General features: G+C 64.4%; 8 protein-coding genes and 1 pseudogene. 5 read left to right on the top strand and 4 right to left on the bottom strand.

From position 1 onward, the window contains the following. Positions 1-2: 2 nt before the first annotated feature. Complete coding sequence (locus ACVWZT_RS19600) at positions 3-2,474, bottom strand: UvrD-helicase domain-containing protein (RefSeq protein ID WP_457470874.1); 2,472 nt, start codon at positions 2,472-2,474, stop codon at positions 3-5. Between the two features lie 220 nt (positions 2,475-2,694). Here ACVWZT_RS19600 and ACVWZT_RS19595 point away from each other — a divergent pair, with 220 nt between their 5' ends. Beyond that, positions 2,695-3,393, top strand: coding sequence for a pirin family protein (locus tag ACVWZT_RS19595; RefSeq protein WP_296233120.1), 699 nt, complete (start codon positions 2,695-2,697; stop codon positions 3,391-3,393). Positions 3,394-3,450: 57 nt separating this feature from the next. On the opposite strand, the gene ACVWZT_RS19590 is transcribed toward ACVWZT_RS19595, so the two are convergent. Further along, entirely contained in the window at positions 3,451-3,939 is a 489-nt protein-coding gene (locus tag ACVWZT_RS19590) for an isochorismatase family cysteine hydrolase (RefSeq protein ID WP_457470872.1), read from the bottom strand. Between the two features lie 214 nt (positions 3,940-4,153). After that, positions 4,154-15,247, bottom strand: a complete 11,094-nt coding sequence (locus tag ACVWZT_RS19585) for a peroxidase family protein (protein WP_457470870.1) — start codon at positions 15,245-15,247, stop codon at positions 4,154-4,156. A 551-nt stretch (positions 15,248-15,798) separates the two neighbouring features. Between ACVWZT_RS19585 and ACVWZT_RS19580 the strand changes: the two genes are divergently transcribed. The 4 genes and pseudogenes from ACVWZT_RS19580 to ACVWZT_RS19565 all read left to right on the top strand — a co-directional run. Next, a complete protein-coding gene (locus ACVWZT_RS19580; protein ID WP_296233124.1) occupies positions 15,799-17,535 on the top strand; it encodes a type I secretion system permease/ATPase in 1,737 nt (578 codons plus the stop codon). A 6-nt stretch (positions 17,536-17,541) separates the two neighbouring features. Then, positions 17,542-18,882 (top strand): HlyD family type I secretion periplasmic adaptor subunit, encoded by a 1,341-nt coding sequence (locus ACVWZT_RS19575; protein WP_457470868.1) that lies wholly within the window; start codon positions 17,542-17,544, stop codon positions 18,880-18,882. A 1-nt stretch (position 18,883) separates the two neighbouring features. Then, a complete protein-coding gene (locus tag ACVWZT_RS19570; RefSeq protein ID WP_296233127.1) occupies positions 18,884-20,212 on the top strand; it encodes a TolC family outer membrane protein in 1,329 nt (442 codons plus the stop codon). Positions 20,213-20,274: 62 nt separating this feature from the next. Further along, positions 20,275-20,447, top strand: a pseudogene (locus ACVWZT_RS19565) (class I SAM-dependent methyltransferase); the annotation flags it as partial. Here ACVWZT_RS19565 and quiC read toward each other — a convergent pair. After that, complete coding sequence (gene quiC, locus ACVWZT_RS19560; protein WP_457470867.1) at positions 20,447-22,354, bottom strand: 3-dehydroshikimate dehydratase QuiC; 1,908 nt, start codon at positions 22,352-22,354, stop codon at positions 20,447-20,449. The pseudogene ACVWZT_RS19565 and the gene quiC overlap by 1 nt on opposite strands. Positions 22,355-22,384 lie beyond the last annotated feature (30 nt).

Here is a 22,384-nt window from a genome sequence, read left to right as displayed (position 1 = left end):
CCTCACTGCCCGCGCAGGTCTTCGAAGAAGGCCTGCCGGCCATCCACCTGGCTCGAGGCGCGCGGGGCCGTCACGGCTTCACCGTTGGCAGCTTCGACATGCCAGTAACAGTGCTGTACCGCACGGGTCACCGCCACGTAGGCCAGGCGCTGCACTTCCTCCTTCTGCGCCGTGTCGAACGGTTGCGCATCGCCAGGCTTGCCCAGCCCGGCCTGGCGATACACCTGGTTCTTGTACGGTGAGCTGGTCAGGTACTGGCAGTCGCCCAGCATGAACACCGCGTCGGCCTGCAAGCCCTTGGCACTGTGGTAGGTCAACTGGCGCAGCCGGCGCTGCTCGGCCGGCAACGCCGCCTCGGCCTGCAGCACGCTGTGCAGGTGCTCGCTCATCAGCGCCCGGTCGCTGCCCTTGCGGTACAGCATCATGACCGTCTCGCCACGCTGGTAGTGCTCGATCAACGTTTCCCCCAAAGCGGCCTCGTCACGGTCGAACACCTTGACCGGCGAGCCTGGCAGTTCCGCCGCCGGGCCACTGGCCCTGGCCCTCTTGCCGGCAATCGCCGGGGTGCCCTTGACCAGGTGCTCGGCCGCATCGATCACCTGCTGCTGGCAACGGTAATTGTCGACCAGCATCACCCGCGTGTTGGCCGGCGACGGGAAGGCCTTGGTGAACTCCATGAAGTACTTGGGCGAACTGCCCCGCCAACCATAGATCGACTGCCAGTCGTCACCCACGCACAACAGCGATGAATGCCGGGCATTGCGCCCGTTGTACATGGCCGGCCCGCGCCGGCGAATCTCGGCGAGACTGGCGCGCAGCCAGCTGACGATCTGCGGCGATACGTCCTGGAACTCGTCGATCATCAGGTGCGCCAGTGGGCGTAGCAAGGGGTCGGGCAGCAGCTTCAGGTTTTCCGGGTTGTTCTCACCGAACAGGGCGAACATGCGGTTGTAGCTCATGACCGGTGGCGACTGGTCCAGCAGGTGCGCCTCCAGGGCCTTCCAGTACAGGGCCAGGGCCTCGAAGAACAACGCGTCGCTGTCACCGGGCGGAAAGCTCATCGCCGCCACGGCAGGGTTGACCTCCAGGCCGAGGTTCTCGATGAAGTTGGCGGCGCCGACGAAGGCATCCAGCAGCGGCGCCGGCGCCAACTCGCCCTTGACCTTGTATTCGAAGCCGGGGCCGGCCACCGCATCACCGGCCAGCGAAGCGGCCAGGCGCCGGGCCATGGCATAGTTGTCGAGCCAGATCAGCGGCCGGTCGCAGAAAGCCTGCAACAGGGTACGTTTGACCGCCCACTCGGCGCGCACCGCCAGCTTGGCGCCGGGGCGCTGGTACTGGGCGCTTTCTGCCGGGTCGAAACCCAGCACCACCAGCGGCCCGTGGCCAGCCAGACGGCCATGCACATGGAACTGGCTGCCACGGATCGCGACCGTCTCGCGGCAGGGTTCGATGCCCTTGATCGGCCAGGCGCCGGCGGCGAACCACAGGTCCTCGATCACGTCACACAGTTCTTCGTCACGCTGGGCGGCCAGTTGGGTCACCTGCGCGCGCTTCTGCACTTCGGGGTTGTTGGGGTCCAGCGGCTTCAGTTGCAGGGCTTCGCTGCGCAGCAGGCCGACCAGCTCGGCGAAACGCGGGCTGCTACCCAGTAAATTGCTGTAGCACTGGTTCAGTTGCTGGCGCTGGGCGTCGTTCAGGCGCAGGTCGAACGGGTTGCTCTCGGTATCGGCTTCTCGCCCGGCGGGCATCTCGTTGCCCAGCGTTTCGAACGCACGCACCTGGGCAAAGCCCGGCAGGCTGCGTACCAGTGGCAGGATGCGCGAATGGAAGGTGCGCACCAGCTCGCGCGCCTGCGCTGCCTGCAAGTCGACCTGCCACAGGGCGAAGACCTGCATCAGGCGCTTGATGAAGTCCTTGCGCGACTCGCGGGTGAAGGTGACCACGGTCATCGCATCCAGCTCGTAGCCCAGGTAATGGCGCAACAGCAGGATGCGCAGGACCAGCGAGGTCGACTTGCCCGCCCCGGCCCCGGCAACCACACAGGTGGACGGCGTGTCGCTGAAAATCAGCTTCCACTGCGCGGCACTGGGCTGGGCCGCAGCGGGCAAACGCTGGGCGACATCGGCCTTGAAGCGTTTTTTCAGCTCGGCAGTCAACGGCAGGCGCCAGTCATCGAACAAATTCTCGTCCTGACCGGGGACGGCGGCAACCTCGGGGCGAGTATCGCGAATCACCAGCACCTGGCGCCCGGCCTCATAGCCCTCCACCCGGCCGCGCTCGAAGCCCTCACGCATGCCCTCGGCATGGCCGCTGCGCTGGCCGCTGACATGGCCGAGGAACCATGACTCGCGGTGCTGCGCCCCCAGGCGGGTCAGGCCGCGGCTCAGCAGGCGCGCCGCCAGGCGGCGAAACCAGGGTAACTGGGCAGGTGGGGTAAGGTCGGCTGGGGCCTGGGTTTGCTCGTGGGCCACGGTCACTCCGGTGAAAACCAAAATCAGCGGGCATGTTCGCCGCAACGACCGAAAATCGCCAGCGAATGCTTGCAGATCAGTGGATTAGACGATGAAGCGGGCAAACCACGCCATTTTAAACATCTATTTAATCGATCATTTTGAGCCGATATTTACGCTTATTTTCGATCTTTAGTTGACGCATCATTGTCCCATTCCACTGATTCAAGGAGCAACGACCATGCTGCAACTCCGACCCTTCGAAAGCCTCGGCCACGCCAATCACGGCTGGCTCGATGCCCACCACCACTTCTCGTTTGCCGAGTACTATGACCCGGCGCGCATGCACTGGGGCAACCTGCGGGTCTGGAACGACGACCTGATCGCTGCCGGCAGCGGCTTCCCACCGCACCCGCACCGCGACATGGAAATCATCACTTACGTGCGTGAAGGCGCGATCAGCCACCAGGACAGCCTGGGTAACAAGGGCCGCACCGAAGCCGGTGACGTGCAGGTGATGAGCGCCGGTACCGGCATCGTGCACAGCGAGTACAACCTGGAAGACGTCGATACGCGCATCTTCCAGATCTGGATCGTACCGGAACGCACCGGTGAAGCCCCGCAGTGGGGCACCCGGCCGTTCCCCAAAGGTGAACGCGGCGAAGGCTTCGTGACCCTGGCCAGCGGCCGCGCGGGTGACGAGGACAGCCTGCAGATCCGTACCGATGCCCGCCTGGTGGCCGCCACCCTGCGTGCGGGTGAAACCGCCGAGTACCGCTTCGATGCCGCGCGCCGGGGCTACCTGGTGCCGGCCAAGGGGCTGGTGGAGGTCAACGGGCTGCGGACCAGGGCGCGCGATGGCGTGGCGATCGAGCAGGAGGAGGTGCTGCGGGTGACCGCCATCGAGGACAGCGAGATCGTGCTGGTGGATGTGGCCTGAAGCCCATACGCCTGATTGGTTGGCGCGATTACAGGAGCGCAGGCCAGCGACGGTTTTCTACTGGCCGTGTGCGGCCAGCCCTGCAAGCACCTCGGCGGAGGTAGTGACCTGGCGGAAGTGATGCTTCCACAGCTCGATGCCCAGCTTGCCCGACCGGTCCAGCGATGAGCCGACGGTCATGTCGGTGACCAGGGTGGGCATCAACCCCGCGTCGAACAGGGCGAAACCGGCCGCCAGCACACAGGTTTCGGTCTGCAGTCCACACACCAGCACGCGCTCCACGCCCAACTCGCGGATGTACGCGAGAGCCTCGGCGCTCTGCCCGTAACCATGCTTGACGAATACCTGGTCGGCCTCGACCAGGCTTTCGTCGTCGGCCGCCGGATGCCAGCCGAGTTGGCGCTCGAACGGGGTGACCTGTTCGTCGTGCAGTTCGACCGAGGCAATGGTGGGTATGTTCGCCGATAACCGGCGCAGGCCATCGACCAGCCACTCGGGCGGACTGAAGGTGGACTGGACATCGACAATGAGCAAAACCTGGCGCATGGGCGGATTCCGGCAGGGGCAAAAAGGCGCGGAGTATAGCGTGATCACCTTTCGCTGGCGCTGACGTTGAGCAGGCGCGGCTCCAGCGCTGGCCCGTCACGACACAAGGCCGCTGCTGCAGGCGCTACACGAGCGCTTGCAGCAGCGGCCCTGGGCCGCGACGGGATTCACAGCAGCCCGTGCATTTCAAGCCAGCGGCTTGTCGCTCGGTTCCTCACACCGACAGATTGAAGTCCGCCGCAGTCACTGTGGTTGCATCCGCCACGCCTACCAGGCGAATGGAGTCGGTAGCGCCGATGCTGACCAACGTATCGTCGCCGACATCGGCGATGGCCACGTTGGCGGCAAAGGTGGCCGCGGTGATGTTGAAGGCAGTGATGTCCAGCCGGTCCTGGCCGCCGATTGCATTGCTGTCGAAGTTGATGATCAGGTCATTACCGAAGCCTGCGGCGAACTGGAAGACATCATTGCCATCCGTAGCCATCATGGTATCGTCGCCTGCCCCGCCGTTGACCGTGTCATCACCAACCGCACCGTTGAGGAAGTCACTGCCGCTGCCACCGGAGAGGATGTCGTTGCCATCACCACCAAACAGCGTGTCATTGCCTGCGCCACCATTGAGGACGTCATTGCCAAGGCCGCCATCGAGGCTGTCGTGGTCGTCGCCACTATTGAGGGTATCGTTACCGATGCCACCGAGCAGCTGGTCGTTGCCCGCCCCACCAGTGAGCAGGTCATTGCCAGCCCCGCCTCTGATGATGTTGTCCAGCGTGTTACCACTACCGTTGAAGTTACCCACCCCGGTAAAGGTGAGGTTTTCGATGTTGCCGGACATGCGGTAGCTGGCCAGCGTAGTGAGCACGGTATCCGTTCCGCCCGCAACGACCTCGATCAACCCATCCCCGGCATTATCCACCACATAGGTGTCATCGCCGAGACCGCCCACCAGGCGGTCGGCACCCGCGCCACCATTGAGCAAGTCGTTGCCAGCGCCTCCTCTGATGGTGTTGTCCAGTGTATTACCAGTACCGCTGAAGTCACCCTGCCCGGTATAGGTCAGGTTCTCGATATTGCTGGTCATGCGGTAGCTGGCCAGCGTGGTACGCACGGTATCCGTACCGCCAGCAGCAACCTCGATCAGCCCATCACCAGCGTTATCCACTACATAGGTGTCATCACCGAGACCACCAACCAGGCGGTCCGCTCCCGCACCGCCATTGAGCAGGTCGTTGCCAGCGCCGCCGGTGATGATGTTGTCCAGCGTGTTACCGCCGCCGATGAAGTTACCCGCCCCGGTATAGACCAGGTTTTCGACATTGGCGCCCAGGTTGTAGCTGGCCAGCGTGGTACGCACGGTATCCGTACCGCCCCCCGTAGCCTCGACCACCGCATCCCCGGCGTTGTCGACCAGGTAGGTGTCGTTGCCCAAACCACCGACCAGGCGGTCGGCACCTGCACCGCCGTTGAGCAGGTCATTGCCAGCGCCGCCGATGATGATGTTATCCAGCCCGTTACCGCCACCGATGAAATTGCCCACACCGGTAAAGGTGAGGTTTTCGACGTTGGCACCCAGGGTATAGCTGGCCAGGCTGGTCTGCACCAGGTCGACACCGCCATTGAGCGCTTCGATTACCCTGTCGCCGACGTTGTCGACCACGAAGGTGTCATTGCCACCACCGCCGGTCATGGTATCGGCGCCAAGCCCGCCGTTGAGGATGTCGTTGCCAAGGCCGCCAAACAACAGGTCGGCACCGTCCAGACCGGAGATCACGTCGTTGCCCGCACTGCCGCTCAGTACATCCGGACCGTTGGTGCCGACCAGCGTCAAGGCAGGCACTGGCGCGGTTGCCGCTGAAGTTACTGCCTCCTGCGCGCCGAAGCCATCGGTGTAGCGCACGATCACCCGCAGTTGCTGACCTCCCTGATCCAGGCCCGGGGTGAAGGTGACCGCAGTGGCACCGATGATGTTGGTGAAGATGCCGCCAGTACCTTGCTGCCACTGGAAGCTGAACGCACCCAGCCCGTCCAGGTCGGCAATACTGCCGGTAAGTGCCGTCAGCGTCTGCCCCAGGGCTGGCGTGGTATCGCTGATCAGCACGGCACCGCCAGGTGCATCATTGACATTGGCCACCGGGTCGAGGATGTCGGAAGCAATGCTTTCCTGCACCCCGAAGTCATCCACGTAGCTGACCACTACCCGCATGTTCTGCCCCACCTGGTCCTGGGTAAGGACGAAGGTGCTGCTGATGGCGCCAGCAATGTTGACCCAGCCAAGGCCTCGGTTGGACTGCCACTGGAAGGTGAATTGGGGGTTGCTCAGGCCGTCGGCATCAACGATGGTTGCCGGGTTGACGGTGAGGGTCTGGTTCTGCACCAGCAGCCCGGTCACGGTCGGCCCGGCGCTCGGAGCGCTGTTCGGCGCCGAATCGACGATTTCCAGCGTGCCCTTGGCATCCTGGTACACCCCGCGTACGCGGATGTTCAGGCCCGCCACATCATCCGTGACCCGGTAAGTGGTGCCGGTAGCCCGCGACACTTCTCCGGCAGCGACAAAGGTAATGTCTTCATAGACGCCCGAACCTGGCAGCGTCTCGACTTGCCAGTAGTACGCCACAGGGCCGTTGACGGCACCGCTCGCATTGCCGGCGCCGACATTGTCGGCATCGTGCACCGCCAGGTTGCTTACCCGCAGCAGCTGGCCGCTGACCGAGGTGTCATTGCGCAGCCCGGTGGCAGCGTCGAGGATTGCCAGGTTGCCGGTCGGCCCGGCGTTGACGGCAGTGCCCACCCCGGAAGCCTGGGAGCTGTCCGAGAACTGCAGGCGCTCGATGCCGGTCAGGCGGTCGACGCCGTCACGGCCTGCTACCAGGTCGGTAACGATCACCGCGTTGCCATCGACCACCACGCTGTAGTCGCTCGCTACCCCTGAGAACACTGCCGTGTCATAGCTGTCGGTGCCGTCGAGGATCTCCCGCACGATCACCAGCTGGCCCGGGTTGTAGGTGCCATTGAGCATCAGCGGCACCATCGCCTCCATGCTGTCGTAGCTGGCGATTTCCGGGCCGGTCCCGTCGCTGTTGGCGCGCACGCTGATGCGCACGTTCAGCCACTTGTCACCGTCGAGGACATCGTCGCCGCCACGGCCTTCGATCAGGTCGCTGCCGCTGCCGCCGAGGATGATGTTGCCACCGTCGTAGAACGTCGCGCCGGCGGCCAGCAGGCCCGACAGGCCGTTGATCAGGCCAATGTTGGTCAGCACGCTGCCGTGGGCGCCGTTGGTCGGCAGGCTGGCAGCGTCTGCGTTGTCACCACGCAGGAAGTCGCCATGCGCCGACCCCGACAGGCCTTCCATGATATCGAAGCGCACCAGGGTAGAAGCGCCCGAGCCCGGTACCGGCGGCACATCGAAGAAGCGGTCGCTGTAGTCGATGGTCACGCCTTGGGCCAGGCCCTTGAAGGTCGCCCAGTCGTAGCCGGAGCCACCGATGTAGCGGTCACCGAAGCCCAGGCTGCCGACCATGATGTCATCGCCGCCTTCACCGTTGAACTTGTCGTTCTCGTTGCCGCCGATGAACACGTCGTTGCCGATGACCGGGTCGTTGCCGAGCGGGTCGAAGTTGTCGCCAGGCGCACCGTCCGAGGTGCCCTTCTCGATCCAGTCGTCGCCTTCGTTGCCCATGTCCTGCTCATTGGCCTTGCTGCCCAGGATAAAGTCGTTGCCCTGGCCGCCAATGGCTTCGGAGGCATCCTCACCGGTGACGATGAAGTCATTGCCGAAACCGCCGATGATCAGGTTGACGCCATTACCACCGTGCAGCACATCGTTGCCGTCGCCGCCCTGGATATTGTCGTCACCGCCCATGTCGCTGATGATGTCGTCGCCGGCACCGCCACGCAGCTGGTCGTTGCCGTCGCCACCCTCGATGCGGTCGTTGCCGCCATCGCCCCAGACCGTATCGTCACCCTCGCTGGACACCAGGATGTCGTTACCCTCGGTGCCACCCAGCACGATGTGCTCTGCACCGGCATAACGGATGTAGTTGGTGTCCGGGCCTGCCGTGAGCGGGCTGTCGCGGAACACCACCTGCTCGCCGTTTTCGCCCAGTGGGTCGACATTGCCCAGGCCTTCGTTGAACTGCTTGCTCTGGTCCACTTCCAGGTAGAAGCCTGGGTCGGAGAACACCAGGCCCGGCAGGTGGGTGGCCGAGGTGTTGGCCATGATCAGCTTGGCGAACGAGTTGCTTTCCAGCTCGGCGTTCATCGACAGGCCGGCAGTGCGTTCCAGGTAGTAGAAGCGGTCGCCGTCCTGCAGTTTCTCCATCTGGTTTTCGAACACGAAGTTGAAGGTGGTGCCGAGCATGCCGCCGAACGGGGTTTTCGCTTCGGCCAGGCCGCCAATCCACAGGTCGATGGCATCGACCCCGGTCACGGTCACCGCGCGCAGGTCATCGACAGTGCCCAGTACGCCATCCTTGCCAGGCAAGGTGACGTTGGCATAGGCGCCAGTGCTGTTGAGGAAGTCCAGGCGATCGGCTGGCGCGCCGTCGCCACCGAACACCAGGGCCATGGCTGCCGCACGCTTCTCCAGCAACGTGGTGGCGTCGGTGATGGTGCTGTGGGTGCCGTAGGCGGCGATGAAGTTGATCAGCGACTCCGGATGTTTCAGGTGCTGCACCAGGTCGACCCAGCTGGTGTACGGCTTGAGCTGGGTGTCGCCGGTCTGCGCATAGATGTCGCGACGCACGGCATTCAGCGAAGGGATGCCAACGTCGCGGCCACGGGCGATGTTGATCGCCGGCAGGTCAAGCGGCAGGCCGAGCAGGTTGTTGCGCAGCGCCTCGGTGACGAACTCGTCGATTTCGTTGCCGGCCTGGCGGGTGACCCCGCGCACGATGGCGCTGGTGGCATCCTCGGGGGTGACGCCACTGGCGGCATACGCCAGCGGGTTGAGGAACGCCGCGATCAGGCCCAGTTGCTGGTCCGGGTTGGCACTGGCCGGGTCCTGGATGACGTTGAAGTCGACATCGAAGCGGTCGACGGTCTCGGTCAGCATCGAGTGGCCGAAGCGGTACACGGTGTGGGCGAACTCGGCCACGATCGATGCATCGAGGTCGACGTCGTACACCTGGGTCGGGGCAAAGAACAGGTCGACCCGTGGTTGCACGGTGCGGGCGAACTCCTCGAACACCAGGTGCTGGTACTGCATTTCGGTACCGAACTTGGCCGCCTGGAACAGCCGCTCGCCATTCCACACCAGCGCGTCGATCTCGGCCTGGCTGGCCGGCAGCGCGGTCAGCGGGTTGAGCAGCCACTCGTTGAGGAACGCCAGGTCGCCCGAATCGAGCACGGTGTCCTTGGTCTGTGCCACCAGCCGGTTGTGCTCGGCGTGGAAGATCGCATGCACGGCGGTCAGGCCGATGTTTTCATTGACCCGGCCGTCGCCGGCTATGTAGTGCGCATCCAGCAGTTCATTGTCGTAGGCCAGGTTGGCACCGGTCTGCGGGTTCACCGGCACGGCGTTGCCGGTGTCGGTGTCGGCATCCGGCACCAGCACCCCAGCGCTGAACACCGGTACGGCATTGTGGGCGATGTCGGCGAGGAACTGGTGGCCGGTACGCACGGCGTTGGTCAGGTCGATCGGCGCCGCCGGGTTGCCTTCGACCTGCTGGTCGTCGGCCGTGCCGGCAATGCCATCAGCGCCTTTCATGATCACCATCGGGAAGCCATTGGGCCCCTTGATGAAGTTGCCGTAGGCGTCGGTTGCCAGCAGCGGTACGTTGTCCACATCGGCGTCGGTCAGGTTGATGCCGAGCACGTCGCGGGCCTGGGCCTTGACTACCTTCCAGGTCGCCATGCCGCCGATTTCGGTGTCGTCAGCGGTACCGTAGCGGCCGTCGGCGCCCAGGTCCCGGTTGGTGATCAATTGGCCGGTGGCAACAGGCCCGCCATCGGTCAGCACGTAGCCGCGCAGGAACACCTGGTGCGAAGGATGAGAGCTGTAGGTCTGGTTCTGGTCCACGAACGGCGTGGTGGTATTGGTGTGCTCGCGAATATCGTCGGCCGTGCCAAGCACGCCATCCGCGCCGGGCAGGTTGGTGGCCCGGGTGACCACCATGAAGTTGGTGAAACCGCCCTCCACGTACAGCGGGTCATCCGGTTTCAGCGGGATGTAGATGGTCCCCGAACCGCCCTTGGTCACCAGGTCCAGGCCATGGTCGAAGAACTGCCCGAAGAAGGTCATCCAGGCGTTGAACGGCGCGGACAGGCCAGCATCGGCGGCAGTGTTCTCGAACAGGTACACGTCGTGGTCGTCGGCAGTGCCGAACTGGCCGTCCAGGCCCGGGCTGGCGACGATGCGCACGCCATCCTTGAGCACGTCGTCATTGCCAGGCGTGCCGAAGTTGAGCACGCCGTCCGCACCGGCGTCATACGCCGTGGCATAGGCGGCCGGGTTGTTGGAGGTCTGGTCGACGACCAGGTTGCTGATGGTGCGCGGCTGCGAATCGAACACCGGGCCGCTGGTCTGCTGGTACGAGGAGCCCGGAATGGCTGGCGAGCCGGGGCCGAAGAAGCCGGCCGGTGCGCCTTCGGCCGGGTTGAACACCGGCTCGGTCACGCGCGGGAAGACGTTGTCGGCGGCACCGAACCCGGTATTGTCGATGCCATTGAGGTTCATCAGGTTGTTGCTCGAACCGTCGACCGCGCGCAGGCCCAGTGGCGCGCGGATGTTGGGCAGCAGCGAGAGGATGTCCGCCCCGTTGGCATCGGCCTCGGCGATCTTGATCTGGTCGAGGATGAAGTTGAGGTCGGAGCGCACCATGTGCAGGCCGGCGCCGCCGGCAGTGGCATCCACCACCGGCGTGGCTGGCGTCGGTACCACAGGCGCACCCGGCTGTACCACGGTCGTGGGTTGCGAGAACAGCACTTCGGTGGTGCCGTGGGCGTCCTGGTACATCGCCTTGACTCGCAGGCTCAGCCCGGCCAGGTCCGGCGACACCTTGAAGGTGGTGCCGTCGGCGCTCTGGAACGCCAGGTCGCCGGCCGGCAGCAGGATGATGTCCTCGAACACACCACTGCCGGGGGTGGCCTCGAACTGCCAGTAGTACGACACCGAGCGGTCGGCGAGCGTGCCGAGCGGGTTGGCGGCGCTGATGTTGTCGGCATCCAGCACGCCGGCCACGTTCACCGTCAGCACATCGCCCACGGTAATCGCACCGCCGTTGCCGTCGGTGATGGCCGGGCCGCCGGTGGGTTGGACGTTCAGCCCTTCCACCAGCACGCGCTGGCTGTCGGCGAACTGCAGGCGTTCGATGTGCAGCAAGGTATCCACGCCATCGCGACCCGCCACATTGTCGGTCACGGTCCACACATCATCGGCAGTGTCGAGCGTACCTTTGGTGTTCTGCGTCACCGTGTACTCGCCCTGCAACCCGGAGAACACCGCCGTGTCGAAGGCCGCACCACCGCTCGAGGTGCCGGGCAGGATCTCGCGCACGGCCTTGAGCTGGCCGGGGTTGTAGGTGCGGTCGAGCATGAACGGGATCATGTCGGCCATGCTGTCGAAGCTGGCGATCTCGGGGCCGGTGTGATTGATGTCATCCGCGGCATACACCGCGATGCGCACGTTGAGCCACTTGTCACCGTCGATCAGGTCATCGCCGCCACGGCCTTCGATCAGGTCGCTGCCATTGCCGCCCAGCATGATGTTGCCGGTGGCAAAGCCGGTGGTCGGTAAGCCGGCATCGGCCAGAAACTGCTGCAGGCCGCGAATCAGCGCAACATTGGTCAAGGCGCTGCCGGTGGCACCACCATGGTTGAGGATGGTCACGGCATCGACGTTGTCGCCCTTGAGCACATCGGCGAAGTTCGAACCGGACACGCCCTCGACCTCGGCAAAGCGGTCTAGGATGGAGGCCGGCGATGCGCCGACCGGGTTGAACACGCCAGCGTTCTGGTTCGGCGCGTTGCCATGAGGCTGAGCCAGGGCGGCCAGGGTCAGGTCGACGGTGACGCCGACCTGGTCATTCTTGTTGGTGATCCAGTCAAAACCGGACATGCCGTCCATCTTGTCCTGGGCGTCACTGCCGACGAAGATGTCGTCGCCACCCTCGCCGATCATCTCGTCGAAGCCGGCGCCGCCGACGAAGATATCGTTGCCGACCACTTCGTCACCCAGCAGCGGCGCGAAGTTGTCGCCTGGGGCACCGTCCTGCGTACCCTTCTCGATCCAGTCATCGCCTTCGTTGCCGGTAGGTGGCAGGTTGGTCTTGGCGCCAAGAATGAAGTCATCGCCCTGGCCACCGAAGGTGGTGGAGATGTCTTCGGTAGTGATGATGAAGTCCTGGCCGTTGCCGCCGAGGATCAGGTTACCGGCCACCAGCATGCTGCCGGCGACGATCACGTCGTTGCCATCGTTACCTTCCAGGCGGTTGTCGCCGAACGAGTCGGTGATGATGTCGTCACCGGCGCCACCCAGCACCGCGTCATTGCCTGCGCCGCCTTCAAGGGTGTCGTTGCCGGCATCACCGTAGACGGTATCGTCGCCTTCACCGGAGATGATGATGTCGTTGCCGGCGGTACCACCCAGCACCACATGATCTTCACCGGTGTAGTGCAGGTAGTTGCTGTCGGGGCCCACGGTATCCGGGTTGTCGCGAATCACCAGCGGTACGATCTCTACCCCGTTGATCTGGATCCCGCCAGTCGGGTCGGCCCGGCCATCGGCGCCCAGGCCGGTGAACTGGTTGGCCTGGTTCACCTCGAGGGTGAACGTTGGCGTGAGGAACACGGTGTTGGACAGGTGGGTCACGTCGGAGTTGAGCATGATCAGCTTGGCGAAGGAGTTGTTCTCCAGCTCCGTGCCGAAGTTGAGGCCCGCCGTGCGCGCCAGGTAGTAGAAGCGGTCGCCGTTCTGCAGGGCTTCCAGTTGCGTTTCAAAGACGAAGTTGAAACTGGAGCCAAGCATGCCGCCAAACGGCATCTTCTGCTCGGCCAGGCCGCCGACCCAGAAGTCGATGGCATCGACACCGGTCACGGTCACGCCGCTGATGTCATCGGCGGTGCCGGCGATGCCGTCAGCGCCGGGCAGCGTCACGTTGGCATACGCACCCGTGCCGTTGAGGAAGTCCAGGCGGTCGGCTGGCGCACCGTCACCACCGAGCACCAGCGCCACCGCAGCGGCGCGCTTGTCGGCTTCGGTGGTGGCCCCGGTGATGGTGCCGTGGGTGCCGTAGGCCGCGATGAAGTTGATCAGCGACGCCGGGTGCTTGAGGTGGTCGGCAAAGTCGACCCAGCTGATGTACGGCTTGAGCTGGCTGTCGCCGGACATTGCATGGAATTCACGGCGCGCCTCGTTCAGGGTGGGAATACCGGTGTCGCGGCCACGGGCGATGTTCAGTGCCGGCAGGTCCAGCGGCAGGCCAAGCAGGTTGTTGCGCAGCGCCTCGGTGACGAATTCATCGATCTCGTTACCCAGTTGACGGGTAACGCCACGGATGATCGCGCCAGCCGCCTCATCGGCGGTGGCCCCACTGCCGGCGAAGGCCAGTGGGTTGAGGAAGGCGGCGATCAGGCCAAGCTGCTGGTCGGGGTTGTTGGGGTCGGCGGATAGCGGGTTGAACGCCGGGTCGAAGCGGTCGACGGTTTCAGTCAGCATCGAGTGGCCGAAGCGGTACACCACGTGGGCAAACTCGGCGAGGATGGCCGGGTTGATCGAAGTGTCGTAGCCGTTGGGCGCGAGAAACTCGTCGATCTGCGGCTGAATGGTGCGGGCGAACTCTTCGAACACCAGGTGCTGGTACTGCATCTCGGTGCCGAACTTGGCAGCCTGGAACAGCCGCTCGCCATCCCATACCAGCGCAGCGATCTCGGCGGGCGTGGTGGGGATGGCGGTGACATCGTCGATCAACCACTGGTTGAGGAACGCCAGGTCGCCAGCCGCCAGCAAGGTGTCCTTGGTCTGCTGCACCAGGCGGTTGTGCTCGGAGTGGAACACATGGTGCACGGCGGTCAGGCCGATGTTCTCGTTCACCCGGCCGTCACCGGCGATGTAGTGGGCGTCGAGCAGTTCGTTGTCATAGGTCAGGTTGGCGCCACCCGGCCCTACCGGCTGCGCATTGCCGACGGCGGTGTCGGCATCGGCCTGCAGCACACCGCCCACCACCACGGGCGCAGCATTGTGGGCAATATCGTCGAGGAATGCATGCCCGGTGCTCACCGCATTGGCCAGACTGATCGGTGCGGCGCGGTTGCCTTCGACCAGCGTAGTGACGTCGTCGGCAGTGCCGGCGATGCCGTCGGCGCCATTGCTCACGCGCATCACCACCTGCGGCATGCCGTTAGGCCCGCGCAGGAAGTTGCCGTAGGCGTCGGTGGCCAGCAGCGGCACGCGGTGTACGTCGGCGTCGGTCAGGTTGATGCCGAGCAGGTCGCGGGCCTGGGCCTTGACCACTGCCCAGGTGGCCATGCCGCCGCTTTCGCCGCTGCCATCGTCGCTGGTTCCGAACAGGCCATCGGCACCGAGGTCGCGGTTGGTGATCAGCCGCCCGGTCGCTACCGGGTCGCCGGCCGCGTTCAGCGTGTATTCGCGCAGGAACACCTGATGCGAGGGATGCGAGCTGTAGGTCTGGCTCTGGTCAACGAACGGTGACGTGGTGTTGGTCTGGCCGTCATCGGCGGTGCCCACCACGCCGTCGGCACCGGCGGTGCGGACGGCGCGCGACAGCACCATGAAGTTGGTCGGGCTGTTTGGATCGAACAGCGGGTCGTCCGGCTGCAGCGGGATGAACACGATGTCGGTGCCGCTCTTGGTAACCAGGTCCAGGCCATGGTCGAAGAACTGGCCAAAGAAGGTCATCCAGGCGTTGAAGCCGGCGGTCAGGCCGACATCGGGCGACACGTTGGGGATGAAGAATACCTCGGTGTCGTCAGCGGTGCCGAACACCCCATCGATGCCGGGGCTGATCACCGGCGCAGCGTCACCATTGGCCTCGACTGCGGCCGGGTTGTTGCCTGTCTGGTCGACGATGAGGTTGCTGATGGTGCGCGGCTGCGAATCGACGACCGTACCGGTGCCGGCATAGTCACCGCTGAAGGAAGGGCTGAGCAGGCGCAGGAACGAGTTGTCAGCGGCACCGAACTCGCTTTGCCCGGTCACCAGGTTGTTGTAGCTGCCGTCCACGGTACGCAGGCCGAACGGTACCTGGCTGTTGGGCAGCAGGTCGCTCAGGCTGGCGCCATCGGCGTGGGCTTCGGCGATGAAGATCTGTTGCAGGATGAATTCCAGGTCCGACTTGCTGAAATTGGCCATTTCGAATTGCCCTCGATCTGTCGGGAGATGACACACAGGGCAACAGGGTCCTTCCCGCGCCCAGTCAGTGTTGACGTGCGCAGTTTCTGGTTCGGGGTTCTGGGGGCAGTTGGGCACTACGGTTGTGCAATCGCCACTGGCCTCATCGCCGGCAAGCGGGCTCCCTCAGGAAAGCGGGAACCGTGTAAACGGTGCGGTACAGCTGTAACGCACACGCATCGACCCCAGCTCGCATGGGGGTCCGAATACACCAGACTAAAGTCGCAGAACAAAAGGTTGTCAATATTTCGTCAACAAATTCGCATGTCGATGATAACGCGCTGCAAATAGCTGTTTTTTTGGCACTTATAAAAAGTTCAATGTATTCATAGAGCAAAATGATATTACTGCGCGTTTCGTCGCAACCTACGCTCCAGCATGTGGGAGCAACGCAGCGTCTTGGACCATTTCGCCCCCAGAGCGAACCGCCTGCGAGCCGACCAGAAGCCACGACTACCGCTGTACGGGGCGCCGCAACGGCCTTCCCGTTTTGTGATGAAGGGAGGCCGCTGATGCACAAGTCGCCACGCATCCGATCCGAACTCGCAGAGGTGTTGTTTCGCCTGCGGCGCAGCTTTTTCGTTCTGGCCGCGTTCAGCGGCGTGATAAACGTCATGATGTTGACGCCATCTATTTATATGTTGCAGGTGTATGACCGCGCCCTGGTCAGCCGCAACGTCACCACCCTGACCATGCTTACCTTGCTGGTGATCGGCCTGTTCCTGCTGATGTCGGCGCTGGAGATGATCCGCACTCGCGTATTGATCCGGGTGGGCAACGGCCTGGACATGGACCTCAACCGGCGCATCTTCAGCGCCGCCTTCGAGCGTAACCTGAGCCGTGCAGGCGGCAACCCGGCCCAGGCCCTGCAGGACCTGGCCCAGGTGCGGCAGTTTCTCACCGGCAACGGCCTGTTCGCCTTCTTCGATGCGCCCTGGACGCCGATCTATCTGCTGGTCAGCTACCTGATCCACCCACTGCTGGGGCTGGTCACGCTGGTCGGCTCGCTGATCCTGGTGGCCTTGGCCTACCTCACCGAGAAAGCCACGCAAAAACCCTTGGCCGAAGCCAACCAGGCAGCCCTGTCATCGGCCAGCTACGCCAACAACAACCTGCGCAATGCCGAAGTGATCGAGGCCATGGGCATGCTGCCGGCGATCGGCAAGCGCTGGTACCAAGGCCACCTGCGCATCCTGCAGATGCAGACGCTGGCCTCCGACCGTGCGGCGCTGATCAGCAGCACCGGGCGTTTCGTGCGCATCACCTTGCAATCGGTCATCCTCGGTACCGGCGCGCTGCTGGCGATCGAAGGCAAGATCACCCCGGGCATGATGATTGCCTGCTCGATCCTCACCGGCCGTGCCCTGGGGCCGGTGGAACAGGTGATCGCCTCGTGGAAACAGTTGCTCGGCTGCCGGTCCGCCTGGGGGCGGCTGAACGAGCTGCTGCACGACTACCCGCAGCGGCCACCGAGCATGTCGCTACAGCGCCCGCTGGGCATGCTCGCCGTGGAAAACGTGATCGCCGGTGCCCCTGGGACCAACAACCCCATCGTACGCGGGGTGAGCTTCAGCCTGACCCCGGGTGAAAGCCTCGGCGTCATTGGCCCGTCGGCCTCCGGCAAGTCTACCCTCGCCCGCCTGCTGGTCGGCGTGTGGCCGGCCCAGGCCGGCAAGGTGCGCCTGGACGGCGCCGACATCTTCACCTGGAACAAGGCCGAGCTGGGCCCCTGGCTTGGCTACCTGCCGCAGGACGTGGAGCTGTTCGAGGGCACCATCGCCGAGAACATCGCCCGCTTTGCCGAAGTGGACAGCGACGCAGTCATTCGCGCGGCCCGCAGCAGCGGCGTGCACGACATGATCCTGCGCTTCCCGCAGGGCTACGACACACGCCTGGCGGCCGATGGCACGCCGTTGTCGGGCGGCCAGAAGCAGCGCATTGCTCTGGCCCGTGCGCTGTACGGTGAACCTAACCTGGTGGTGCTGGACGAGCCCAACGCCAACCTCGACGACGTCGGCGAAAAAGCCCTGGTCGATGCATTGGCCGAACTCAAGGCACGCGGGGCTACCGTGATCCTGATATCCCACCGGCCCAATGTGCTGTGCGCGGTCGACAAGGTACTGATGCTGCGTGACGGTGCCGTGCACATGCTCGGCAGCCGCGATGAAGTGTTCGCGGCGTTGCGCAAGGCCAGTGTGATCCCGGCGGGCAGCGCGGCACCGCTGGCTTCGGTAAAAGTACGGGAGTAACCGATCATGCAGATGACCCACCACGCCGAATTGATTCCTGCAGAGGCCCGCAACCTGATCGACCTGGATGCCAGCCGCCCGGCACGCTGGGGCATATGGCTGGTCATCGCCGGCTTTGGCGGTTTCCTGCTATGGTCGTGCCTGGCGCCACTGGATGCCGGGGTGGTGGCCACAGGCACGGTGAAGGTCACCAGCAATCGCAAGGCGGTACAGCACCTTACCGGCGGCACGGTCGAGGCGATCCTGGTACGCGAAGGCGATGTGGTGAAGAAGGGCCAGGAGGTGGTTCGCCTCGATGCGCTGCGCGCGGTGGCCGAACAGGGTGCGGTCAGTGCCCAGTACATCGTCAGCAAAACCGTGGAAAACCGCCTGGAAGCCGAGCGCGACGGCCGTGACACGATCACCTTCGACCCCGCCCTGCTCAAGCACTATCAAAACGACCCGCGCCTGCTGGCGGCCATGGACCTGCAGCAACGGCTGCTGGACACCCGCCGCGCCGGACTGGCCGGTGAGCTGAGCATCCTCGAGGAAAACCTGGCCGCCACGGCGGTGCAGCTCAAGGGCCTGCAGCAGGTGTATGGCGCGCGCGCCTCGCAGATCGGTTTCCTCAACCAGGAACTGCAAGGCACCCGGGTGCTGGCCGCCGAAGGTTATGTGCCGCGCAACCGCCTGCTGGAGCTGGAACGCAACAATGCCGACCTGTCCGCCGGCCAGGCCGAAAACCTCAACAATATTGCCCGGGCACGCAGCCAGGCCACCGAGATCAAGCTGCGCATCCTGCAGCGCCAGCACGACTACCTGAAGGAAGTGGAGTCGCAACTGACCGACACCGCCAAGGAAAACACCACCTTGGCCGACCGCCTGCGGGCGCTGGACTATGAAGTGACCCACACCGTGATCCGCTCGCCGATCGATGGCATGGTCCAGGCCCTGAGCATCGCCACGGTCGGCGGCATCATCCAGGCTGGGGCCAGGATCATGGAAGTCGTGCCGCTCGACCAGCCGCTGCAGGTGGACGCGATGATCCCGGTACAGGCGATCGACAAGATGGTCCCCGGCCTGGATGTGGATATCGCCTTCCCTGCCTTCAACCATGCCCAGACGCCAAATATTCCAGGGCGGGTCAAGACCATTTCCGCCGACCGCCTGATGGATGAAGAAAGCAAGCAGCCGTTCTACCTGGCTCAGGTGGAGGTGACGCAGGCCGGCATGGGCCTGCTGGGCAGCAACCACATCCGCCCCGGCATGCCGGCCACTGTCACCATCAAGACCGGTGAGCGTAACCTGCTCAGCTACCTGCTCAAGCCGATGCTCGAACGCGTGGACGCCTCGTTCAAGGAGCAATGACATGAATCGCCCGTGCCTGATGTTGTGCCTGTTGGGGTTGTCCGTACAGGCCAGTGCCATGGACCTCAAGCAAGCCTGGGACCTGCTGCAGTACCAGGGTCCGATCTACCGCGCTGCGGTTCACGAGAAAGAGGCCGGCAGCGAAAACCGCGCCATCGGCCAGGCCGGCCTGCTCCCGCAGATCAATGCTGCGGGCTACTTCAACAAGGTCAATGGCAGCCAGCGGCAGAATGGCCGGGACAGCGACCTGGACTACGACTCCAAGGGCGCCAACGTGCGCCTGCGCCAACCGTTGTTCAACAAGCAGAAGATGGCCGAATACCGCCAGGGCCAGCAACGTGCCGAATACAGCGTTGCGGTGTTCGATGCCAAGAGCCAGGACGCCGCGGTACGCCTGGCCGATGCCTACTTCGACGTGCTGCTGGCCAGCGAAACCATCACCTTGGCCAAGGCCAAGCTGAACGCCTTCGAGGAGCAATTGGCGTCGGCGAAGCGGCGCATGGAGCTGGGTGCCGGCACCATCACTGACATCGACGAGTCGGTCGCCCGTCGCGACCTGGCCGAAGCCGACCTGATCGAAGCCCAGGACAACCTGGTCAATGCCCGGCGCAAGCTGGAGGAATACATTGGTGAAACGCCGCAGTCGCTGACCACCTTGCAGCCAGGCTTCAGCACCCCGCCGCTGATGCCGGGCAACTTGCAGGACTGGCTGGTCAAGGCCCAGGCCGACAGCCCGCTGATTCATGCCCGTCGACACAACCATGCGCTGGCCGAGGAAGAAGTGAAACGCGCCCGCGCCGGGCACTGGCCGACCCTGGATTTCGTCGCGGGCTATACCGCCGGCAGCAGCCAGTCGATTTCCGAGCTTAACCAGCGCAACCATTACAGCTCGATCGGCCTGGAACTGAACATCCCGCTGTACAGCGGAGGTGGTACCAGCGCCCTGACCCGCCAGGCCAGCGCCAACAGCGCCAAGGCCCTGGATGAGCTGGACGCCACCCGCCAGGAGGTGATTTCCGGCACCACCCGGGAGTTCCGCGGCGTGCAGAGTGGCGCCTTGCGTATCCAGGCACTGGAAAAAGCCGTAGCCTCCAACGAACGCTCACTGACCTCGACCCGCAAGGGCTTCAAGGAAGGCGGCACCAGCACCAACTCGGATGTACTCAACGCCGAAGAGTTGCTGTATGACGCCCGCCATGACCTGTTCGAGGCAAAGCTGAACTACCTGATGTCACGGCTGCGCCTGGCGTCGTCGGTGGGCAGCCTGGGCGATGACGACATCCAGCAGATCAACGACTACCTCGGGCCGGAGCTGGTGGTGAGCAACTGAGTACCACCCGGTATTGCCGCCGCTTGCTGGATTTCGAGGCCTGCGAACTGGTCGGCACGGCGGTCACCGACCAAGCCATCCTGTTGGCCATCCTGGGCCGTCAACCCCAGCGCGCGCCAGCCGCGGCTGCGGTGAGGGCTGGTTGCTGCGCGCCCCGAGCGAGCGTGGCATCGAGGCGGTGGGTGTCGACGCCGAGTCGGCACTGCTGGACGCCGCGCGGGCTGCCGGCAGCGCTCAGAGCACCGGCTTGCGCGCTACGCCACTGCGTGCCTTGGCCATGGCCGCCAGGCGCACCGCCACGTTGGCCGCACCATAGCCGGCATAGCCGCTCTTGCGCTGGATGATCTCGAAGAAAAAACGCTCCTCGAACGGTTCGGTGTACACGTGGAACAGCTCGCCACCCTGCGCATCACGGTCGTACAGCACGTTGTAGTACGCCAATTCGCTAAGGAACTCGTCGTCGAAATCGAAGCGCGCGGCCAGGTCGTCGTAGTAGTTCAGCGGTATCTCCAGCAGTGGCACCCCGGCCAGCTTGGCGCGCGCCACTTCACGGAAGATGTCGTCGCAATCGAACGCGATGTGGTGTACGCCTGAACCACGGTAGCTGGACAGCGCATGGGCGATCGCGGTGTTGCGGTTTTCCGAGATGTTCAGCGGCAGGCGCAAGGTGCCGCACTGGCTGCGCAGGGCGCGGCTTTTGACCAGGCCGTAGGGGTCGGGCAGCACCACTTCATCGTCGGCGGCGAAGTCGAACAGGGCCTTGTAGAACAGCACCCAGCTGTCCAGCGATTCAGCCGGCAGGGCCAGCGCCATGTGGTCGATGCGGCGCAGGCCACCGGTGGCGGTGGCGTTCTTGTCCAGGCTGAAGTCGGTGTCATACAGGGTCTGGCCGGCCGTACCCTGCTCCACCAGGTACAGCAGGCTGCCATCCGGCGCACGTACCGCCGGGACTTCGCATTCATTGGGGCCGACCAGGCCACGGAACGGCTGGCCACGCAAGGCAGTGGCCCGCTTCAGCGCCGCTTGCTGGTCCTTGACCCGCAGCGCAGTGGCGCACAGCGATGGGCCATGGGCCTCGAAGAAGTTGTGGCCGAAGGAATAGGGTTCGGCATTCAGGACGATATTGATATCGCCCTGGCGCAGCAGTTGCACCTCTTTGCTGCGGTGCTTGCCGGCTTCGGCAAAGCCCAGGCGCTTCAGCCAGCTGCCCAGGCGCGCGCCAACGGCTTCGTCAACCGCGAATTCGAGAAACTCGACGCCGTCATAGCTGCTCGCCGCCGGTGGGGTGAACAGCACACCGGGTTCGATCGGCGTACCCTCCTGCTCCAGGCGCAGCCGGGTCTGTTCTTCAAGGTACAGCAGCGAGCGCAGGCCGTCGGCGGCATTCTGCCGCGGCGGTGCGGCGCGGAAACCGTCATTGAATATTTCCAGCGACAGCGGGCCACGGTAGCCGGTGGCAAGGATCGGTGCCAGGAAGCCGGCCATGTCCATCTCGCCCTGCCCCGGGAAACAGCGGAAGTGGCGGCTCCACTCCAGCACGTCCATGGCCAGGATCGGCGCATCGGCCATTTGCACGAAGAAGATCTTGTCGCCGGGAATGTCGCGGATCGCCTGCGGGTCGCCCTTCAGTGACAGCGTGTGGAAGCTGTCGAGGATCACCCCGAGCGATGGGTGGTCGGCCTGGCGCACCAGGTTCCAGACTTGCTGGTAGGTATTGACATGGCGGCCCCAGGCCAGGGCTTCGTAACCAATGCGCAGGCCGCGTTTGCCGGCGTGCTCGGCCAGCAGGCGCAGGTCATCGACCAGCAATTGTTCTTCACCCAGGGCATCGGCCTGGACGTTGCTGCACACCAGCACCAGGTCGGTGCCCAACTCCTGCATCAGATCGAACTTGCGCTCGGCACGGTCGAGGTTTTTCTGCAGGCGTTCGCGGCGGCAGCCTTCAAAGTCGCGGAATGGCTGGAATAGGGTGATGGCAAGACCCGCATCGGCACACATCTGCCGCACCTGGCGCGGGCTGCCGGCGTAATAGAGCAAGTCGTTCTCGAAGATCTCGACGCCGTCAAAACCGGCGGCGGCGATGGCTTCGAGCTTTTCCGGCAGGGTGCCGCTCAAGGACACGGTGGCGATCGAACGCTGCATGGCGGGAGTTCCTTGTTGTTGGAGGCTGAC

The sequence above is a fragment of the Pseudomonas sp. TE21394 genome, from assembly GCF_054057835.1.
The sequence above is the reverse complement of the archived record's forward strand: the minus strand, read 5'-3'. Positions and strand labels throughout refer to the sequence as shown.

Excerpts from the sequence above, each read along its gene's own strand:
- ACVWZT_RS19595 (WP_296233120.1), top strand. The coding sequence starts at position 2,695 with ATGCTGCAACTCCGACCCTTCGAAAGCCTCGGCCACGCCAATCACGGC.
- ACVWZT_RS19580 (WP_296233124.1), top strand. The coding sequence starts at position 15,799 with ATGCACAAGTCGCCACGCATCCGATCCGAACTCGCAGAGGTGTTGTTT.
- ACVWZT_RS19585 (WP_457470870.1), bottom strand. The coding sequence starts at position 15,247 with ATGGCCAATTTCAGCAAGTCGGACCTGGAATTCATCCTGCAACAGATC.
- ACVWZT_RS19570 (WP_296233127.1), top strand. The coding sequence starts at position 18,884 with ATGAATCGCCCGTGCCTGATGTTGTGCCTGTTGGGGTTGTCCGTACAG.
- quiC (WP_457470867.1), bottom strand. The coding sequence starts at position 22,354 with ATGCAGCGTTCGATCGCCACCGTGTCCTTGAGCGGCACCCTGCCGGAA.
- ACVWZT_RS19590 (WP_457470872.1), bottom strand. The coding sequence starts at position 3,939 with ATGCGCCAGGTTTTGCTCATTGTCGATGTCCAGTCCACCTTCAGTCCG.
- ACVWZT_RS19575 (WP_457470868.1), top strand. The coding sequence starts at position 17,542 with ATGCAGATGACCCACCACGCCGAATTGATTCCTGCAGAGGCCCGCAAC.